The organism is Xenorhabdus khoisanae (assembly GCF_001037465.1).
Lineage (GTDB): Bacteria > Pseudomonadota > Gammaproteobacteria > Enterobacterales > Enterobacteriaceae > Xenorhabdus > Xenorhabdus khoisanae.
Map to the genome: position 1 here is coordinate 15,361 of NZ_LFCV01000028.1, position 18,645 is coordinate 34,005.

Sequence of the window (18,645 nt, forward strand, 5' to 3'; positions counted from 1 at the left end):
GTTACTCCTTCTCAACCTGCGCAGGTTTCAGCGTCCGCAGACCCCAAATCAGCATACCAATAATGAAGAATGCACTCGGCGCCAGCAGAAACAGGCCATTTGGCTGATACCAGCCGCCATTTTTGACAGATTCCAGCACCGTCATACCGAACAATTTTCCTGAACCAAACAGTTCGCGTAAGAAGCCAACCAACAACAGAATAACGCCATAGCCTAATCCGTTGCCGATACCATCCATGAAGCTTTCAACGGGTGGTGACTTCATGGCATAGGCTTCAGCACGCCCCATGACGATACAGTTCGTGATGATGAGGCCAACAAACACCGATAACTGTTTGGAGATTTCGTAGGCATACGCCCGCAAAATCTGGTCTACCACAATCACCAGCGACGCAATGATCGCCATCTGTACAATGATTCGCACACTGCCGGGGATATAGTTACGAATCAATGAAATAAAAAAGTTAGAAAATGCTGTCACCAGTGTTACAGCAAGCGTCATAACCAATGCAGTTTCCAGTTTGGTGGTAACAGCCAGCGCTGAACAAACCCCCAAAACCTGCAATGCAATTGGGTTATTATCAAACAGCGGCCCGAGAAGGACGCGTTTTATCTCTTTGTTATCAGCCATCTTTCAAGGCTCCTTCGCGCACTTTTTTCAGGAATGGGCCAAAACCGTTATCACCCAGCCAGAAATCAAACATATGCTGAACACCGTTAGAGGTCAGAGTCGCACCGGACAAGCCATCTACACCGTAAGGGTTATCACCCGCACCACCACGAACGATCTTAAGCGCAGGAGCACCCTGTGGGTTATAGAGTTTTTTACCTACCCATTGCTTACGCCATTGTGGGTTATCAACTTCACCACCCAAACCCGGGGTTTCACCATGGGAATAGTAAGTAATGCCGCGGGATGTTACGCCATCAACATCAATGGAAATAAAGGCATACATCATTGACCACAACCCAGAGCCATATATTGGCAGAACCAATTCAGTGGTTTTGCCGTGCTCATCCTTGACCAGATAAACTTCTGCCATATTGGCGCGACGACGGATTTTCGCCAAATCCTGCTCTGGAGACAAAGCAATGCTAGTTTCATCACTGCGAAGCGCATTGTTCAGGTCAAAATCACCATTGCCTTTTTCCAACGTTGCTGTTTTCAAATCAAGCAATTCAGGTTGAATACGGCTGATATAGGTTTCTTTGATTTCTGCTGTCGTCATATTAGGCTTTAATAAACCCGCTACATCCAGAATATTGCGCTGTTTATCCAGTAACTTTTGTTCCTGTTGCTGCGCTTTCAAGCCAACTGCTGAGCCGGCAACAACAATCGAACACACAAGACACAGCACAAAAACAACAAGAAACGTTCTGCCGATGCTGTCATTACTTTTTGGTTTATCATTAGCCACGGGCTTTCCTCCGCTTAATATTGGCCTGCACGACCAGATAATCGAACAGTGGCGCGAACAGGTTAGCGAACAGAATCGCCAACATCATCCCTTCTGGATAGGCTGGGTTTACTACTCTGATCAAAATACACATAACACCAATCAGAATACCGTATGCCCATTTCCCTTTATCCGTAAATGCAGCGGAAACCGGGTCAGTAGCCATAAAGATCATGCCAAAAGCGAAGCCACCCAGAACCATATGCCAGTACCACGGCATAGCGAACATTGGGTTAGTGTCAGAACCCATCGCATTAAACAGGTAAGACGTGGCAATCATACCAAGCATCACACCAGCAACGATGCGCCATGAAGCAATACGGGCGAAAAGAATGATGGCACCGCCGATGAAAATCATCAGAGTGGAGACTTCACCAACTGAGCCCGGAATGTTACCAATAAAAGCATCCATCCAGGTTACAGGTTGACTGGTAATGGTATTCACCAGACCGTGGCTACCTGCTGTTGCCCACTGAGACAATGGCGTCGCCCCAGAAAAGCCATCAGCCGCCGTCCAAACCAAATCACCTGAAATCTGAGCAGGATAAGCAAAGAACAGGAAAGCACGCCCCGCCAGCGCTGGGTTCAGGAAGTTACGACCTGTACCACCGAAGATCTCTTTCGCAACCACAACACCGAAAGTAATCCCCAATGCAGCCTGCCACAATGGCAGTGTCGGCGGCACAATCAATGCAAACAGAATGGAGCTGACAAAGAAACCTTCGTTGATTTCATGTTTGCGGATAATGGCGAATAAAACTTCCCAAAATCCACCAACAGCAAAAACAACAGCATAAATTGGCAGGAAGTAGATCGCTCCCAGCAACATTTTGCTGCCCCACCCGGCATCTGGTGTCAATGACGCACCAAGATACTGAGCAAGTACGTAATGCCAATCAGAAGACAATACTTGCTGTAAGGCATCTCCGCTGTATAAGTGGGTCAGGGCTGGAATCGCCTGATTACCAACGTTGTACATTCCCCAGAACATGGCAGGAAAGACAGATAGCCATACCAAAATCATCATACGTTTGAGATCGATGGCATCACGGACGTGAGAACGCCCTTTTGTTACTATTCCCGGCGTATAGAAAACGGTGCTCACTGCCTCATAGAGAGGATAATATTTTTCCAGTTTGCCACCGGCCTCAAAGTGGTGTTCTACCTTTTCAAATAAATTTTTCAGGCCCATGAATTACCCTTCCAGCTCAATCTTAGTCAGCACGTCACGCAATACCTGACCGTACTCATATTTGCCGGGGCAAACATAGGTACACAGTGCCAAATCTTCCTCATCCAGCTCCAGACAACCCAGTGCCTGAGCACTGTCAGTGTCGCCTGCAAGCAAGTCACGCAACAGATGTGTTGCCATAATATCCAATGGCATCACACGCTCGTAGTTGCCAATTGGCACCATTGAACGCTCTCCACCATTTGTTGTGGTTGAGAAAGCGAAACGTTTCTTTTTCAGGAAATGGCCAATAGTGGTACGGGTAATGGAGAACTTATTAACCCCTGGTGCAATCCAACCTAACAGCTCTTTTTCACGACCTTCAGTAAGAACTGAAACCAAAGTATGGAAACGACCAAGGTAATGACGAGCATCATCTGATTTTGTACCCCACAATACAGAACCAGAAATAATGCGGTTTTCACCCTCTTTCAGCTGATCTTGCGTCAATTCCAGCAAATCAGCGCCCAATTGGGTGCGTACTAAACGGGGTGATTTAACCTGCGGCCCTGCCAGAGATACCACACGATCAGTGTAAAGTTCACCGGTAGTAAATAGCTTGCCAATAGCAATGACATCCTGATAACCCAGATGCCATACCGTTTTTTGGGCACTGACAGGCTCAATAAAATGAATATGGGTGCCAACCAGACCTGCGGGATGTGGACCTGCAAACTGGTTATAGGTAATTTGAGCGTTGTTTCCTGCTGTTGGAATCTTTCCAGCGCCGTGACAAACGTGGATTTTTCCATCTGTCAATTTTGACAGAATATTCAGGCCATCAACAAAAGCCTCTTCCTGTGTTGCAATAACGACCAATGGATCAGCAGCCAGTGGCTGGGTGTCCATTGCCGTGACAAAGATTGCCTTTGGTGTGGAACCGGGAACAGGAGAATGACTGAAAGGACGTATACGCAATGCAGTCCACAACCCAGATGCAAGCAGATTCTTTTCTACTTGTTCACGGCTTAAACCAGCAAGTTCTGCACGATCATAACGATCAAACGTGATTTTTTCATCACCATTCAATTCAATGACGACAGATTGCAGAACACGACGTTCACCACGTCCGATGGTTACAACTTTCCCACTTGCGGGACTGGTGAAAACAACCCCTGGATTCTTCTTATCTTCAAAAAGAATTTGACCTTTTTTGACATACTCACCTTCCTTAACCAGCATAGAAGGACGCATTCCAACATATTCTTCGCCCAGTAAGGCAACATGGCGAATTGTCGGACCATCTTCTATAACTTGGGCAGGCGCTCCTGCTATCGGGAGGTTGAGTCCTTTTTTAATTTTAATCATAAGATTTGCACAAGTTTATCAGTTAAATCATATGCTACAAATTACCCTGCGATATTTCCCTGGGGTAATGCAGCGACTTCAGTAATAAAAAAACACCTTGAGCGACATATATCTCAAGTTATTCACTCCGATAATCGTTACAATTTTCTCTTAAGTTTCGCCGGCGGTAATTCTAACATCTCCCCCACTGGCTGTCTGATTAATCGAGTGACTTAGCTCAAGCAAATAGGAATAATTTCTCTGCTGAACAGTTAATTACTCGGTAAAGGCGAATTCAACCCTCACTTTTACCTACAATGGTGTAATTTTTGACCAAAAAGTAACTTCACAGAGACTGGAGATCACTGCTATCTTTTACTCTATATTTCGCCAAAACATGACAACCCTAAACTCAACATTTCATCAATTTATTACCTTTTTTGCACGGTTATGTTATGAAAAAAACGGTTCTTTACCTTTCATTGAGCTTATTGCTATTACATATGCCGCTTTTTGCTGCCACACAAAGTGGTTTATCGTGGCTCAAGCCATCAACCGACAAGCCATCAACCAAACAGGCACCATTGAAACAAATTGGCGCCGAAATTTTCATTCAAATATTCAAGGAAGAAAAACTTCTTGAACTTTATACAAAAAACAGAAATGGCCGTTATCAATTAACACAAAGCTACCCTATCTGTAATTACTCTGGCGGACTTGGTCCCAAAACACTGAAAGATGATTTCAAAAGCCCGGAAGGGTTTTACCATGTCAGCATTAAACAGTTAAATCCGAATAGCCGCTATTATCGGGCCATTAATCTGGGCTTTCCTAATGAGTTCGATAAATCCAAAGGTTATTCTGGCAATAATTTAATGATTCATGGTGAATGCAAATCCATTGGATGTTACGCCATGACCAATCGCTATATAGAGGAAATATACCAATACGCGGAAAAGGCACTTTATCATGGACAACATGAAATCAAGATCAATATTTATCCCTTCAGAATGACGTCACAGAATATGGGACGGCATAAACATAACGACAACTACCAATTCTGGAAACAATTACAGCCCGCCTATGAGTATTTTGCCAACACTGGCATACCAGCCACTATCAGCATAATAGACGGGCGATATGTTGTTAACGAAAAAACTGGAAATCCTTCATCCTTCTGGAGTACTGAATCAAACTATACGATTTCCAAGCTGAAATAACACATAGTTTCCGGATTCAATCCGATGCCAATTTTCATTTCCGGTTAAGGGCTGGGTGGCAATCACTGATACAACATCCCCTGGCTGGGTATGCTGCTGAAAATCAATTTCAACATCCTGATCCAGTAATTTAGCCTTGCCGAAAGGAGCACGACGCGTGATCCAATGTAATTGGGTTGAACAATAAGCCATGACAAATTCGCCATCTGACAACAGCATATTGAAAACACCTTTTGCCCTCAATTGGTCAGCCAAAGATGCAATGAACTTAAAGACCGCAGGCCAATTGGAAGGACGTTTAGGATATTTCAAGGATAATTGATGTAATATCCAGCAAAATGCCCATTCACTGTCTGTTTCACCTACAGGGCTGTAATTCCCCGTTTTCAGCTTACTATATCCCTTCAGTTGTCCATTGTGGGCGTAAGTCCAATATTTGCCCCATAGTTCACGGGTAAACGGATGGGTATTCACCAGAGAAACATTACCTCGGTTTGCCTGGCGAATATGAGCCACAATCACTTCTGATTTGATCGGGTAGCCTTGTACAAATTGAGCCACAGGTGAGTAACAACTGGATTGGTGGTCTTTAAACGTCCTGTATCCCAATCCCTCATAGAAAGTGATCCCCCAGCCATCCTTGTGGGGACCGGTATGCCCTCCACGCTGAATCAAGCCACTCAGACTAAAAACAATGTCTGTTGGCACATTGGCACTCATGCCAAGTAATTCACACATCGCCTACCCCTAACAAACTGCAATCAGGCTTTTACCATTTCTTTTTCAATCAACTGAATCAAGATATGAATCACTTTGATATGAATTTCCTGAATACGATCCGCATAACCAAAATGTGGTACCCGAATTTCAACATCTGCTGTTCCAGCCATTTTTCCGCCATCCTTACCCGTCAGCGTAATGACTTTCATTCCCTTAGCGCGAGCGGCTTCAATCGCCTTGATGATGTTACCTGAATTCCCTGAAGTCGAAATGCCCAATAACACATCACCTTTCTGGCCTACAGCTTCTAAGTAACGGGAAAATACATATTCATAACCAAAATCATTGCTCACGCAGGATAAATGGCTAGGATCGGAAATTGCAATCGCCGGATATCCCGGACGGTTTTCGCGGTAACGGCCTGTCAATTCTTCCGCAAAATGCATAGCATCACAGTGCGAGCCACCATTGCCACAAGACAGCACTTTTCCTCCTGCCTTGAATGAATCAGCCAGCAAAACAGCCGCTTTTTGAATAGCGTCAATATTCGCATCATCGTTAAGGAATTTAGCCAGCGCGTCTGCGGCTTCAGATAATTCACTGCGGATCAGATCTTGATACATGAACTCATACTCCTGAAAGGTCTTCGGGATTAATAACATCAGTTATTCAGTGTAACGGATTCCCCCTCTTGAAAGAAGATGCCATCACATCTCCATGAAATTCTCACGTGTAAAACTACAATCACTTTGTGAGCTAGATTGTAATTAAGATGTAAATACATTGATAAAAACCTTTTCCTCATCTACAAAAGAAGGACATCACAACAGGTCAGACCTCTGACAACTCAACCTGAGATTTACAGGAGTTTTTACTATGACCGCTCTCAGCATTATTTTGTTTTTAGTCTTGCTTGGCGGGCTTTGTTACCGCAAAGTCAGCCTGACTCTCAGTAGTTTATTGCTTGTTGCCTATACTTTAGTCATGGGCATCACCGGCCTTTGGAGTTACTGGTTGCTGTTACCACTCGCGATTGTCCTGTTTCCTCTTGTCTTTACACCAATACGTATTTCTCTCTTCTCTGCTCCCGGCTTAAAAGCTTTCCGCAAGGTTATGCCAAGCATGTCCACCACAGAGAAAGAAGCCATTGATGCAGGAACAACCTGGTGGGAAGGCGATCTGTTCCGTGGCAGCCCTGACTGGCAAAAACTGCACAACTATCCAAAACCACAGTTAACCGCAGAAGAACAAGCATTTATTGATGGTCCGGTCGAAGTAGCCTGCCGCATGGCAAATGATTTCGAAATCACCCATGAATTGGCTGACTTACCTCCAGAACTTTGGGCGTATCTGAAGGAACATCGCTTCTTTGCCATGATCATCAAGAAAGAATACGGTGGTCTGGAATTTTCCGCTTATGCCCAATCTCAGGTACTGCAAAAACTCGCAGGTGTCTCCGGTATTCTGGCGATTACCGTCGGTGTCCCTAACTCTCTGGGACCGGGCGAATTGCTGCAACACTATGGCACTGATGAACAGAAAAAACGTTACCTGCCAGGTCTTGCCCGTGGCGAAGAAATTCCTTGCTTTGCCTTAACCAGCCCAGAAGCTGGCTCCGATGCCGGCGCTATCCCTGATACAGGCGTGGTCTGTATGGGTGAATGGCAAGGTGAACAAGTTCTTGGGATGCGACTGAACTGGAACAAACGTTACATTACGCTTGCTCCTATTGCGACAGTGCTGGGATTGGCATTCAAACTGTACGATCCTGACCATCTGCTGGGAACGACCGAATCACTCGGCATTACTTGTGCTTTGATCCCAACCAGCACCCCGGGGGTTGAAATTGGTCAGAGACATTTCCCATTGAACGTCCCATTCCAGAATGGGCCAACCCGTGGGAAAGACATTTTCGTTCCTATCGATTACATCATTGGTGGGCCGAAAATGGCAGGGCAAGGCTGGCGTATGCTGGTTGAATGTCTGTCCGTTGGTCGTGGCATTACCCTGCCATCCAACGCGACCGGAGGATTAAAAAGCGCTGCAATGGCAATTGGTGCTTATTCCCATATTCGCCGTCAGTTCAAATTGCCAATCGGCAAAATGGAAGGTATCGAAGAGCCATTGGCACGTATCGCAGGTAACTCTTACCTGATGGATGCGGCTGCAACCATGATTACCAGCGGTATCATGCAAGGCGAAAAACCTGCTGTTCTGTCTGCTATCGTGAAATACCATTGTACTCACAGAGGGCAACGCTCTTTTATTGATGCAATGGATATCGCAGGCGGTAAAGGCATTTGTCTCGGGCCATCCAACTTCCTTGCCCGTAGCTATCAGGGCGCACCCATTGCTATTACCGTAGAGGGTGCAAACATTCTGACCCGCAGCATGATCATCTTCGGCCAAGGTGCAATTCGTTGCCATCCTTATGTACTGGCTGAAATCGCAGCAGCAGAGGGTAATAATGTTAAAGCCTTTGATAAGGCTCTGTTTGGTCATCTGGGTCATGTTGCCAGCAATACCCTGCGCAGCCTGTGGCTTGGTATTACTAAAGGCAGAACCAGCAGCTCACCAGTCAATGACGCAACTCGCCGTTATTACCAACAGATCAATCGGTTAAGTGCCAACCTTGCCCTTCTCTCTGATGTTTCAATGGGAGTATTGGGTGGCAGCCTGAAACGCCGTGAACGCATTTCAGCCCGTCTGGGGGACATTCTGAGCCAAATTTTCTTAGCTTCCGCTGCACTGAAACGCTATGAAGACGAAGGCCGCCAGAAAGAAGATTTGCCATTAGTGCAATGGGCAGTCGAAGATAGCCTGAACCAAGCTGAACTGGCTATGAACGATTTACTGCGCAATTTCCCTAACCGTTTAGTTGCTGGTTTAATGCGAGTGATTGTCTTCCCATTGGGTCGTGCACATACTGCACCATCCGATAAACTGGATCACAAGCTGGCCCAGATATTACAAACTCCTTCCGCAACCCGCAGCCGGATTGGACGTGGACAATATCTGACTCCAAGTGAGCACAACCCTCACGGGTTATTGGAAGCTGCATTGCACGATATTATCGCCGCAGAGCCAATCCATGCTCGTTTGAGCCGCGAAGCAGGCAAAAACCTGAGCTTTACTCGCTTGGATAAATTAGCTGAAACAGCATTGGCAGAACATAAGATCACTCAGGAAGAAGCTGATATCCTGAAACAGGCTGAAAACAGCCGACTACGTTCAATCAATGTCGATGAGTTTGAGCCAGATGCATTTGCTGTACCAAACTCAGCAAAAAAGCCTGAAAGTCAGCGTCAAACTAAAGCAGCCTGATGCTGACCAGAAAATATGATTATAAAATACGGGGCATTTGCCCCGTATTTTATTTAAATGGATTCCAACGATAACAACTCTTCTATTGTCTGGCGACGACGAATCAAACGCGCTTCTCCGCCAGTAAACATAATTTCAGGAATCAAAGGACGGCTATTATAATTCGAAGACATAGACGCGCCATAAGCGCCCGTATCGTGGAAGATCAGATAATCTCCGACACTTACCTGAGGCAGCATGCGCGGGATAACGTCTCCACCTTCCAACTGAGTAAAAACATCACCTGATTCGCATAACGGCCCTGCAACTAAGGTTTCGCTCAGATTTGTTTCGCTCAGATTCGTTTTCTGTAAATCCGCACCATTATCACTGCCATCCGCTGACAAAACAGAAATATGGTGATAACTGCCATACATAGCCGGGCGCATCAAATCATTGAAGCCGGCATCCACCAGCACATAATGACGGCGGCCCATAGATTTTACCGCCCGCACTTCTGCCATTAAGATCCCTGATTCAGCAACCAGAAAACGGCCGGGTTCAATTTCCAACTTAACATGATGCCCCACATGTTGTTCAATACGCTGACGGGCTTCATGCCATAAACTGTAATAATGTTCAGTATCTACCGTTTCCTCACCGATTTTATAAGGAATTGATAATCCGCCTCCTGCTGAAATAGATTGGATGTCTTCTCCGCATAATATGACCTGCTCTACCATCGCATTACATACATTGGCGAGATGTTGATAATCCACGCCTGAACCGATGTGCATATGCAGCCCCACCAGTTTCAAACCATACTGATGGATCTTTTCAATCGCCAAAGGTAGATCCTGATACCAAATACCATGTTTGCTATTTTCACCACCGGTATTGGTTTTTTGACTGTGTCCATGCCCAAATCCAGGATTGATGCGCAACCAGACAGGATGACCAGGTTTACATTCCCCAATCTGTTCCAACATATCAATAGAGCCAGTATTGACAGGAATATCCAACTCAATAACACGCTGCAACGTTGCCTTATCAATCACGTCGGCAGTAAAAACAATCTCCGATCTATCGCGCCCTGGTTGAAAGCCCGCATAAAGCGCCCGTTCGATTTCCCCCAACGAAACCGCATCTACTTTCACGCCCTGCTCTCTCATTAAACGCAGGATATGGGTATTGGAACACGCTTTCTGTGCGAACCGGATAACATCAAACTGCTTTAATTTTTTGATTTTCTTAATGATGTTATCGCCATCATAAAGCCACAATGGTGTTCCATACTGAACAGGTAATTGAAGTAAATTCTCAGGGGTAAAATTTTCCCCTAATCCATTAGGAAAAGTTGAAATTGCCATTGAAGTGCCTCACAGAATCAGCAGATGCTTTATTATTGACAACAATAAGGCAGGAATAAAAATATCCATTTAGCTATAGTCTATTCATTCATGATATCGATTAGTCTGTTTTTCCATCACGAGGTAACAAGAGGTAAATAATATGCATTCCTGCTCATGGCGACATATTTCATGGCGACACATAGAAATTTTTCATGCAGTAATGACCACTAAAAACCTGACTGATGCGGCAATCTTATTGAAAACTTCGCAACCAACCGTCAGTCGTGAACTCGCCCGCCTGGAACAGTTACTAAAATTCAAATTGTTTGATCGTATCAAAGGGCGCTTGTTTCCCACCGCGCAAGGATTGCGGTTATTCGAAGAAGTACAACGCTCTTATTATGGACTGGAAAGAATAATCAACGCGGCTGACAGTATTCGCCAGTTTGAGCATGCACAATTGTCCATCGCTTGCCTGCCCATGTTTTCTCAGTCTTTGCTACCAAAAGCCTGTCGCAGCTTCATCCAGTGTTACCCAGAAGCAAAATTGACCATCATTCCACAAGAATCTCCTCTCTTAGAAGAATGGCTCTCAGCACAACGCCATGATATTGGCCTGACCGAGCACTTACAGACTCCCGCAGGTACTGAGCAAGATACGTTGATAACCTTAAATGAAGTTTGTGTCTTGCCCATTAATCACCCACTCTGTCAAAAATCACAATTGACCCCGGCAGATTTTCACGGACAAAAATTTATCAGCTTATCGATCACAGACAGTTACCGGCAGCTCATTGACACGATCTTTACTGAGCATCATGTCAATCGCAATATGGTAATGGAAACTCATAGCGCGGCCTCAATTTGTGCCATGATCAACGAAGGTATCGGTTTATCGATCGTCAACCCACTCACTGCGCTGGATTATTTAGATAACAATGCAGGGATCTGCATCCGGCCATTCAGCATCGATATTCCCTTTACAGTGAGTTTAATTAAACCCATACACCGCCCCTCTTCAGAGCCAGTTGAAATCTTTATTCATCATTTAAAACAACAAGCCGCTCAGTTTCCCTTAAAGTTGGCCTCAGCTTTTCAGCATTAACTGCTGCCAATGAGGAGATGTTGCAAACCACTTCACCAAGAAATCCAACAACGCCCGAAGAGTCGCGGGCATATTCTGGCGGCTGGCATAAATGCCATAGATCCCCATTGACTGAGGTTGATAATCAGGTAACAACTCAACCAACTTCCCAGACGTCAAATGAGAAGAAACAGAATAATAAGGCTGCATTGCTATCCCCGCTCCCTGCAAAGTCGCCTCCATTAATACCGTCGATTCATTGGCACTTAACGTACCGCAGACAGGAACTGAATATTTCTCATGCTGTTTTTCAAACAGCCATAAACTTTTGCCAAAAAAGTTATAAGTCAGGCAATTATGTGATGCTAAGTCCGCAGGATTTTGGGGGATAGGTTTTCCAGCTAAATAAGAAGGTGCAGCACAAACGACAGAATGACAAGTCGATAATGGACGGGCAATCAGGTTTGGTTCCAGATTATTGGTGATACGGATCGCTAAATCAATGCGTTCCTCAATTAAGTTGATGGCTTTATTATTCATTTGCAGATTGACAGCGATCTGTGGATATAGCCGCATAAATTCAGGTATCGCGACTGACAGCGCACTGGTACTCAATGATTGGGAACAACTCAGCCGCAATAATCCTTTCAAAGTCTGCGCTCCCAATGATTGCTGTACAGGCATTGCTTCCGCTAATTCCATCAACTTCAGACTGCGTTGATAAGCACTCTCTCCTGCCGAGGTCAGGCTAATCTTGCGTGTTGTACGATGTAATAAGCGAATACCTGCCCATTTTTCCATTTCAGCCAAATACCGGGATACCATCGCTCTCGACATATCCAAACGTTCTGCTGCCGCGATTAAACTTCCCTGCTCTACAATCGTGACAAATACCTGTGCTGCTGTGACTCTATCCATTTTAACCGTCTCATTACTCGCTCTAATTAGAGCGATCTATGCAACAAATAATTGCTTATTTTGTGGTTTTTCAATCGAAAAATGCAACCTATCATACATGCCATTCAAGCAAATAAGTATTTTGATATAGGAATTCGATTATGGCTCGCAAAACAACATCAAATATCGCTCTGGCGGCGACCCTTTCTTTAGGAATGGCATCACTGGCCCAAGCAACCGATCTCAAACTGGATATCTATAATCCGGGTGAAAAAGGCATTTTCCCTGTTTCTTCTGAAATCATCAGTGGCGATCGTGAAGTTGTTCTGATCGATGCCCAGTTTAAGAAAAATGATGCTCAAGAACTGGTGAAAATGATCCAGCAGACAGGTAAGAAACTGACAACGATCTATATCAGCCAATCCGATCCTGATTTTTACTTTGGCCTTGATGTCATCACCGAAGCCTTCCCGAAAGCCAAGGTCATTGCATCACCGGAAACCATCAAAGCGATCAATGAAACCAAAGACGGTAAATTAGCCTATTGGGGTGGAATTCTTACCGATCAGGCTCCTAAGAAAGTCATTGTACCTGAACCACTGAAAGGAAATACTTTCACCGTTGATGGTGAAAAACTGATTGTTGAAGGTTTGGATGGCCCGGCTCCCGATCGTACTTTTGTTTGGGTTCCTAAACTGAAAGCGGTTGTCGGTGGTGTTACTGTTTCTGACAATATTCATGTATGGATTGCAGACACTCAAACCAAAGAATCTCGCCAACATTGGATACAAACATTGGATCGAATCAAGAGCTTAAAACCTGAAACGGTTGTGCCGGGCCATTATCTGGGTAATTCATCAATGACATTAGATTCCGTGACTTTCACGCAAAATTATCTGACCACATTGGAAAAAGAATTACCAAAAGCAAAAGATGCCGATGCGCTGATTACAGCGATAAAAAATCACTATCCAGACCTTGCTGATGAATCCAGCCTTGAGCTAAGTGCCAAAGTATTAAAAGGCGAAATGAAGTGGCCTCAGTAAGTTGAAATAATACGGATGTTGTGGATAGCAACGTCCGTATTTTAGATATTTATCTAACAAATAATAATTATTGATATATAACTTGACTATTCCAACATACAAATGCCATGCCATGCCATGCCATGCCATGCCATAATAATATATGGAACTAAGAATTATTCCCCTCAAAAAACATCATCCTTCCAAAATATATATTCTCAAAGAAAGTCAAAATATCGGCACTATGATTATAAAATGTGAAATATTATCTTAATGAAATTTATCACCTCAATTTCAAACAACCCGGTACACAGAAAAAACGGCAACAATCTATAATTACACCTGTATCAAAAAACAAATTATTAGTTTATATTAAATTTCATATGAAATTTAATAAAATAAGACCATTAATAATGGAGAAAACTTATCAGATAAACATAACTTCATCTTAATCGGTGTGATATTTAGTGCCTTTTTATGATTCGCAATAATAAATAAACCGAAGTTGTGATCATTTATTCATAACGCAATAAATCGGCTTGAATAAAAATCCCACTTTTTTTATTGTTGGAGTCGGCGGAGAGACAGGCTGGCAGTCTCAGCTAACTAGATGCTTCAAACATCTAGAATATGCAGGGTAAGCAGCCTAAAGCCAACTAGATGCTTCAAACGTCTAGCGCATACAGGATAAGCGGCCTAAACCAACTAGATGCTTCCAACGTCTAGCCGTATACAGGATGAGCTGCCTAACCATCTGGATGCTTCTAACATCCAGCATGGCAGAATAAGCAGCCTAAACCATCTGGATGCTTCAAACGTCCAACATGGGCAGAATGTGTACTATAGGTGCAAGTCCTTTCTCTCCGCCACTTTTTATTTCCCTCAGTTTACAATCAACATCAATACAACCGATGATGAATTATTGTTTATTTTCTTTTTTCCTTATTTCTCCTGAATATAAAAAATTATCACTGATATGCATTTCATTCTTAGAAAAAAAAGTATCAAATCTTTCGAGTTCAATTTGTTTGGATAATTTTTTGAATGTCAAGGCTGTATTCTTTGTCATTACCCAACCATAATATCTTTCATTTTTAACTTCAGGATGACAAATCAATTTGGCATCAGTAAAACCTGATTTTCCAATAAAGCCGTTATCTTTAATGTCATAATAGATTTCATCTCCTCTATAAACGTATACCCGTCGTCTTTCAAGTTGCCGCTTTGTTGGCTGCATCTTGAAATCCATTGGGTATAGTAAGAGAATGAACTTTTTAAAAGAAATATTCAAGCCTTATTGTTATAAATCCCCCTTCCCTTCATTTGCAAATTGTTGCTTGGTTAGCCGCTCTGTTAACTTGGAAGATTAAGAATATATTAGACAGAAGTAATATCAAGATCACCCAGTGAAAACCCCACCAACACTATTGCGGATAAACATAAATAAGGCCCAAATGCGATAAATTCAGGGTAAGACCTCCTTTTCAATCCCATCAGTATAAACCCCAACAGACCAGATAATGAAGCCATCAGCATCAGTATTGGTATCATTTCCACTCCCAACCATGCACCAATGGCTGCGGTTAATTTAAGATCTCCATAGCCTATCCCCTCTTTCTTGAAGGTGTATCGACACAACCAATACAAAAACCATAAAAATAGATACCCTGATATGGCGCCGTATATTGCACTCTCTATTGGAACCAGATGAGCATCAATATTAAATAAAAGCCCAATCCATAATAAAGGCAGTGTAATAACATCCGGCAAACTATACGTTTTAATATCAATAACTGATAATAATAGTAAAGTGCTACAGAAGAACATTATTATTATACAATCTAAGTTAGTTAAAATAACAAATTACCTTTTACGCCCGTAAATACCATGCCTTTATAAAAAGCCACCTTATAAATCCCTCTTTTGTAAATAACATCCTTGTTACTGTATTCTTTCCATATTTCCCAATATCAATCAGGACAGGAGGAATACTAATTTTTTATTCCCATCATTGGCAACAGATATTTATTTAAAACAGCAATTACAAAATAAATATGCGAGCCAGCTCGCAAGGATATATCCTGTATTCCCGAAGATAAGAGATAGCTTGATCACGCAAACAGCGCTCATTTATCATGGCTATGAATCAATTTTGTCATATGGCTGTTTGCGCCATGCCGGAGACATCCGGAAAAAGAAGGAAAGAAGAAATATGCGAATTCCCCGCATCTATCACCCTGAACCGCTCTCAGCAGGGGCCAAAATCTATCTGAGCGATGATGCAGCCAATCACGTTGGGCGCGTACTCAGAATGAGTAACGGGCAGGCATTACAACTCTTTGATGGCAGCAATCAGGTTTTTGATGCAGAAATCACTGAAGCCAGTAAAAAAACAGTTCAGGTGCGTATCCTTAATAGCCAATTATCTGATCATGAATCCCCCCTGAACCTGCATTTGGGGCAAGTCATGTCCCGCGGTGAGAAAATGGAATTTACCATCCAAAAATCCGTGGAACTCGGTGTCAGCACTATCACACCATTACTTTCTGAACGTTGTGGTGTAAAACTGGATGCGGAAAGACTGGAGAAAAAATTACAACAATGGAAAAAAATTGTCATTTCTGCTTGTGAACAGTGTGGACGTAATCGTATTCCTGAGATCCGTCCGGTCATGTTACTTGAAGCATGGTGCAAGGAAAATGATGACAGCCTAAAATTAAATCTGCATCCCCGTGCTAACCAAAGCATCAATACTCTCCCGCTGCCCGTGGAAAAAGTACGCCTATTAATTGGGCCTGAAGGAGGCTTGACCGCTGAAGAAATTGAAATGACAGCAAAATATCAATTTACTGATATCCTGTTAGGGCCTCGCGTCCTGAGGACAGAAACTACGGCACTCACCGCAATTACCGCACTGCAAGTACGTTTTGGTGATCTGGGTTAAGGAGAAGAAATGATCAAGCTCGGTATAGTGATGGATCCAATTTCATCCATCAAAATCAAGAAAGACACTAGTTTTGCCATGCTGTTGGAAGCACAAAAACGTGGCTGGGAAATCCATTATATGGAAATGAACGATCTCTACCTGCACCAAGGAGAAGCCCGTGCCCGCACCCGTTTGCTCACAGTAGAAGAAAATCCACAGCAATGGTACCAGTTTGGTAGTGAACAAGAGATAGCCCTTGATACTTTGCAAGTCATTCTGATGCGCAAGGATCCGCCTTTTGATACTGAATACATTTATGCTACCTATATTCTTGAAAGAGCTGAAGCTAAAGGCAGCCTGATTGTTAATAAGCCTCAAAGCCTGCGCGACTGCAATGAAAAGCTATTTACAGCCTGGTTCCCAGAGTTGACCCCCGATACACTGGTAACCCGCAATGCAAAAAATTTACGCGAATTCCACCAAAAACATGGTGATGTAATTTTTAAACCGTTGGATGGTATGGGAGGCGCTTCAATTTTCCGTCTGAAGCAAGACGATGCCAACGTCGGGGTAATTATTGAAACCCTGACTGAACATGGCAGCCGTTATTGTATGGCTCAAAACTTCCTGCCAGCCATCAAAGATGGTGATAAACGCGTATTGGTTGTTGATGGCGAACCTGTACCTTATTGTCTGGCTCGTATTCCAGCTCAGGGAGAGACTCGTGGTAACCTTGCAGCCGGTGGACGTGGAGAAGCCCGCCCATTGTCAGAAAGTGACTGGGCGATCGCCCGTGCAGTTGCTCCGGTCTTAAAAGAGAAAGGGTTAATCTTTGTTGGGCTAGATATCATTGGTGATCGTTTAACTGAGATTAACGTCACCAGCCCGACTTGCGTTCGTGAAATAGAGGCTGCATTCCCTGACATCTCGATTACTGGCATGCTGATGAATGCTATCGAAAAACGATTGGAAAAACAGATAGCATAATAGCCCGAACAACTTTCGTTTCCTGGCAACATTTGCCATTTATAATAAGTGCCCACATACTGTGGGCCAAATTACCTTTACATTGCCAAAATAATTATCAGAAAACACATGAATCTACAGCACCACTTTCTTATTGCCATGCCTTCGCTCTCTGATCCTTATTTCAACCGCTCTGTAGTTTATATCTGCGAACATGATCAAAACGGGGCAATGGGATTAATTATCAATAAACCGATAGCCCAAGTTTCTATCCAGAATATCTTACAGAAGTTGGATATCGCTCCCGAAGATAGAGACATTACTATCGATCTCAATAGACCAGTAATGGCTGGCGGGCCTTTATCTGAAGAGCACGGCTTTATTCTGCATACACCACAATCAGGTTTCAGCTCCAGTATCCAGATCTCTGATGAAACCATGGTCACAACCTCCAAAGATGTGCTGGAAGCACTGGGAACTCCCCGTCAACCGAAAAATGTGTTGATGACTCTCGGATATTCAAGTTGGGAAACAGGCCAGTTAGAAAAAGAAATTATGGAAAATAGCTGGCTGACTGTCAGTGCAGAACTTTCTATCATTTTTAATACCCCTATTGCTGATCGCTGGCGTGACGCCGCGTCTCTGTTAGGGATAAATATTTATAATCTCGCATCACAAGCAGGACATGCCTGATGAAAAACCGCACTATCATCGCCTTCGATTTTGGTACTCGCAGTATTGGTGCAGCCATTGGGCAAGAAGTCACGGGTACAGCCAGAGCACTATCTGCTTTCAAAGCCAACGAAGGCTCACCAAATTGGGAGCTTATCGGGAAATTGCTCAAAGAGTGGCAGCCAGATCTGGTTATTGTTGGCTTGCCACTCAATATGGATGGCACAGAACAACCTGTCACCGCACAAGCCCGTAAGTTTGCCAATCGCCTGCACGGGCGTTTTGGTGTTCAGGTTGAACTGCATGATGAACGATTGACCACTGTGGAAGCCCGTTCTAATCTGTTTGATCACGGAGGCTACAAGGCGCTGAATAAAGGTAAGGTTGATGCAGCTTCTGCTGTTATCATTTTGGAAAGCTGGTTTGAGCAACAATATTCGTAATAGCCACATTTTTAGTGTCAATTTTGATAACAGCAATATTCGTAGTAGCCATACTTATCTAT

At 43.7% G+C, this 18,645-nt stretch carries 18 protein-coding genes; 8 read left to right on the top strand and 10 right to left on the bottom strand.

The window, feature by feature from the left end:
• Position 1 precedes the first annotated feature (1 nt).
• From AB204_RS04945 to AB204_RS04960, 4 genes are read right to left on the bottom strand one after another with little or no spacing between them, the layout of a single operon-like run.
• A complete protein-coding gene (locus AB204_RS04945; RefSeq protein WP_047962276.1) occupies positions 2-631 on the bottom strand; it encodes an NADH:ubiquinone reductase (Na(+)-transporting) subunit D in 630 nt (209 codons plus the stop codon).
• Entirely contained in the window at positions 624-1,418 is a 795-nt protein-coding gene (locus AB204_RS04950) for a Na(+)-translocating NADH-quinone reductase subunit C (RefSeq protein WP_047962277.1), read from the bottom strand. The genes AB204_RS04945 and AB204_RS04950 overlap by 8 nt, the downstream gene beginning before the upstream one ends.
• Positions 1,411-2,649 carry an NADH:ubiquinone reductase (Na(+)-transporting) subunit B gene (locus AB204_RS04955; RefSeq protein WP_047962278.1) on the bottom strand — a complete coding sequence of 413 codons (1,239 nt, stop codon included), beginning with the start codon at positions 2,647-2,649 and terminating at the stop codon, positions 1,411-1,413. Before AB204_RS04955 ends, AB204_RS04950 begins: the two co-directional genes overlap by 8 nt.
• Before the next feature lie 3 nt (positions 2,650-2,652).
• The gene (locus tag AB204_RS04960) at positions 2,653-3,996 is read right to left on the bottom strand and encodes a Na(+)-translocating NADH-quinone reductase subunit A (RefSeq protein WP_047962279.1); all 1,344 of its coding nucleotides are present in this window, start codon (positions 3,994-3,996) and stop codon (positions 2,653-2,655) included.
• Positions 3,997-4,430: 434 nt separating this feature from the next.
• On the opposite strand from AB204_RS04960, the gene AB204_RS04965 reads away from it, so the two are divergent.
• The gene (locus AB204_RS04965; protein ID WP_047962280.1) at positions 4,431-5,195 is read left to right on the top strand and encodes a L,D-transpeptidase family protein; all 765 of its coding nucleotides are present in this window, start codon (positions 4,431-4,433) and stop codon (positions 5,193-5,195) included.
• Here AB204_RS04965 and AB204_RS04970 read toward each other — a convergent pair.
• On the bottom strand, positions 5,166-5,933 hold the full coding sequence (locus tag AB204_RS04970) for a class II glutamine amidotransferase (protein WP_047962281.1): 768 nt from the start codon (positions 5,931-5,933) through the stop codon (positions 5,166-5,168). The genes AB204_RS04965 and AB204_RS04970 overlap by 30 nt on opposite strands.
• A gap of 23 nt (positions 5,934-5,956) precedes the next feature.
• The gene (gene lpcA / locus AB204_RS04975) at positions 5,957-6,538 is read right to left on the bottom strand and encodes a D-sedoheptulose 7-phosphate isomerase (protein ID WP_047962282.1); all 582 of its coding nucleotides are present in this window, start codon (positions 6,536-6,538) and stop codon (positions 5,957-5,959) included.
• A gap of 253 nt (positions 6,539-6,791) precedes the next feature.
• Here lpcA and fadE point away from each other — a divergent pair, with 253 nt between their 5' ends.
• Positions 6,792-9,239, top strand: coding sequence for an acyl-CoA dehydrogenase FadE (gene fadE, locus AB204_RS04980; protein ID WP_047962283.1), 2,448 nt, complete (start codon positions 6,792-6,794; stop codon positions 9,237-9,239).
• Between the two features lie 53 nt (positions 9,240-9,292).
• Here fadE and lysA read toward each other — a convergent pair whose 3' ends face one another.
• Complete coding sequence (gene lysA / locus AB204_RS04985; RefSeq protein WP_047962284.1) at positions 9,293-10,588, bottom strand: diaminopimelate decarboxylase; 1,296 nt, start codon at positions 10,586-10,588, stop codon at positions 9,293-9,295.
• 142 nt (positions 10,589-10,730) lie between these two features.
• Here lysA and AB204_RS04990 point away from each other — a divergent pair, with 142 nt between their 5' ends.
• Positions 10,731-11,675 carry a LysR family transcriptional regulator gene (locus tag AB204_RS04990; protein WP_047962285.1) on the top strand — a complete coding sequence of 315 codons (945 nt, stop codon included), beginning with the start codon at positions 10,731-10,733 and terminating at the stop codon, positions 11,673-11,675.
• Here AB204_RS04990 and AB204_RS04995 read toward each other — a convergent pair.
• Positions 11,658-12,572 (bottom strand): LysR family transcriptional regulator, encoded by a 915-nt coding sequence (locus AB204_RS04995; protein WP_047962286.1) that lies wholly within the window; start codon positions 12,570-12,572, stop codon positions 11,658-11,660. The genes AB204_RS04990 and AB204_RS04995 overlap by 18 nt on opposite strands.
• A 140-nt stretch (positions 12,573-12,712) precedes the next feature.
• Between AB204_RS04995 and AB204_RS05000 the strand changes: the two genes are divergently transcribed.
• A complete protein-coding gene (locus AB204_RS05000) occupies positions 12,713-13,597 on the top strand; it encodes an MBL fold metallo-hydrolase (protein WP_047962287.1) in 885 nt (294 codons plus the stop codon).
• Positions 13,598-14,495: 898 nt separating this feature from the next.
• Here the strand turns inward: AB204_RS05000 and AB204_RS20760 are convergent.
• Positions 14,496-14,813 (bottom strand): MBL fold metallo-hydrolase, encoded by a 318-nt coding sequence (locus AB204_RS20760; RefSeq protein WP_053067833.1) that lies wholly within the window; start codon positions 14,811-14,813, stop codon positions 14,496-14,498.
• Between the two features lie 140 nt (positions 14,814-14,953).
• Positions 14,954-15,403: a prepilin peptidase gene (locus AB204_RS23760; protein WP_053067834.1), complete on the bottom strand. Its 450-nt coding sequence runs from the start codon at positions 15,401-15,403 to the stop codon at positions 14,954-14,956.
• 385 nt (positions 15,404-15,788) lie between these two features.
• Between AB204_RS23760 and rsmE the strand changes: the two genes are divergently transcribed.
• From rsmE to ruvX, 4 genes are all read left to right on the top strand, one after another.
• Entirely contained in the window at positions 15,789-16,520 is a 732-nt protein-coding gene (gene rsmE / locus AB204_RS05015; protein WP_047962288.1) for a 16S rRNA (uracil(1498)-N(3))-methyltransferase, read from the top strand.
• A 9-nt stretch (positions 16,521-16,529) separates the two neighbouring features.
• Positions 16,530-17,489, top strand: a complete 960-nt coding sequence (gshB, locus tag AB204_RS05020) for a glutathione synthase (protein ID WP_047962289.1) — start codon at positions 16,530-16,532, stop codon at positions 17,487-17,489.
• Positions 17,490-17,597: 108 nt separating this feature from the next.
• Positions 17,598-18,161 (top strand): YqgE/AlgH family protein, encoded by a 564-nt coding sequence (locus tag AB204_RS05025; protein ID WP_047962290.1) that lies wholly within the window; start codon positions 17,598-17,600, stop codon positions 18,159-18,161.
• Positions 18,161-18,583 carry a Holliday junction resolvase RuvX gene (gene ruvX / locus AB204_RS05030; RefSeq protein WP_047962291.1) on the top strand — a complete coding sequence of 141 codons (423 nt, stop codon included), beginning with the start codon at positions 18,161-18,163 and terminating at the stop codon, positions 18,581-18,583. Before AB204_RS05025 ends, ruvX begins: the two co-directional genes overlap by 1 nt.
• The last annotated feature ends 62 nt before the right edge of the window (positions 18,584-18,645 follow it).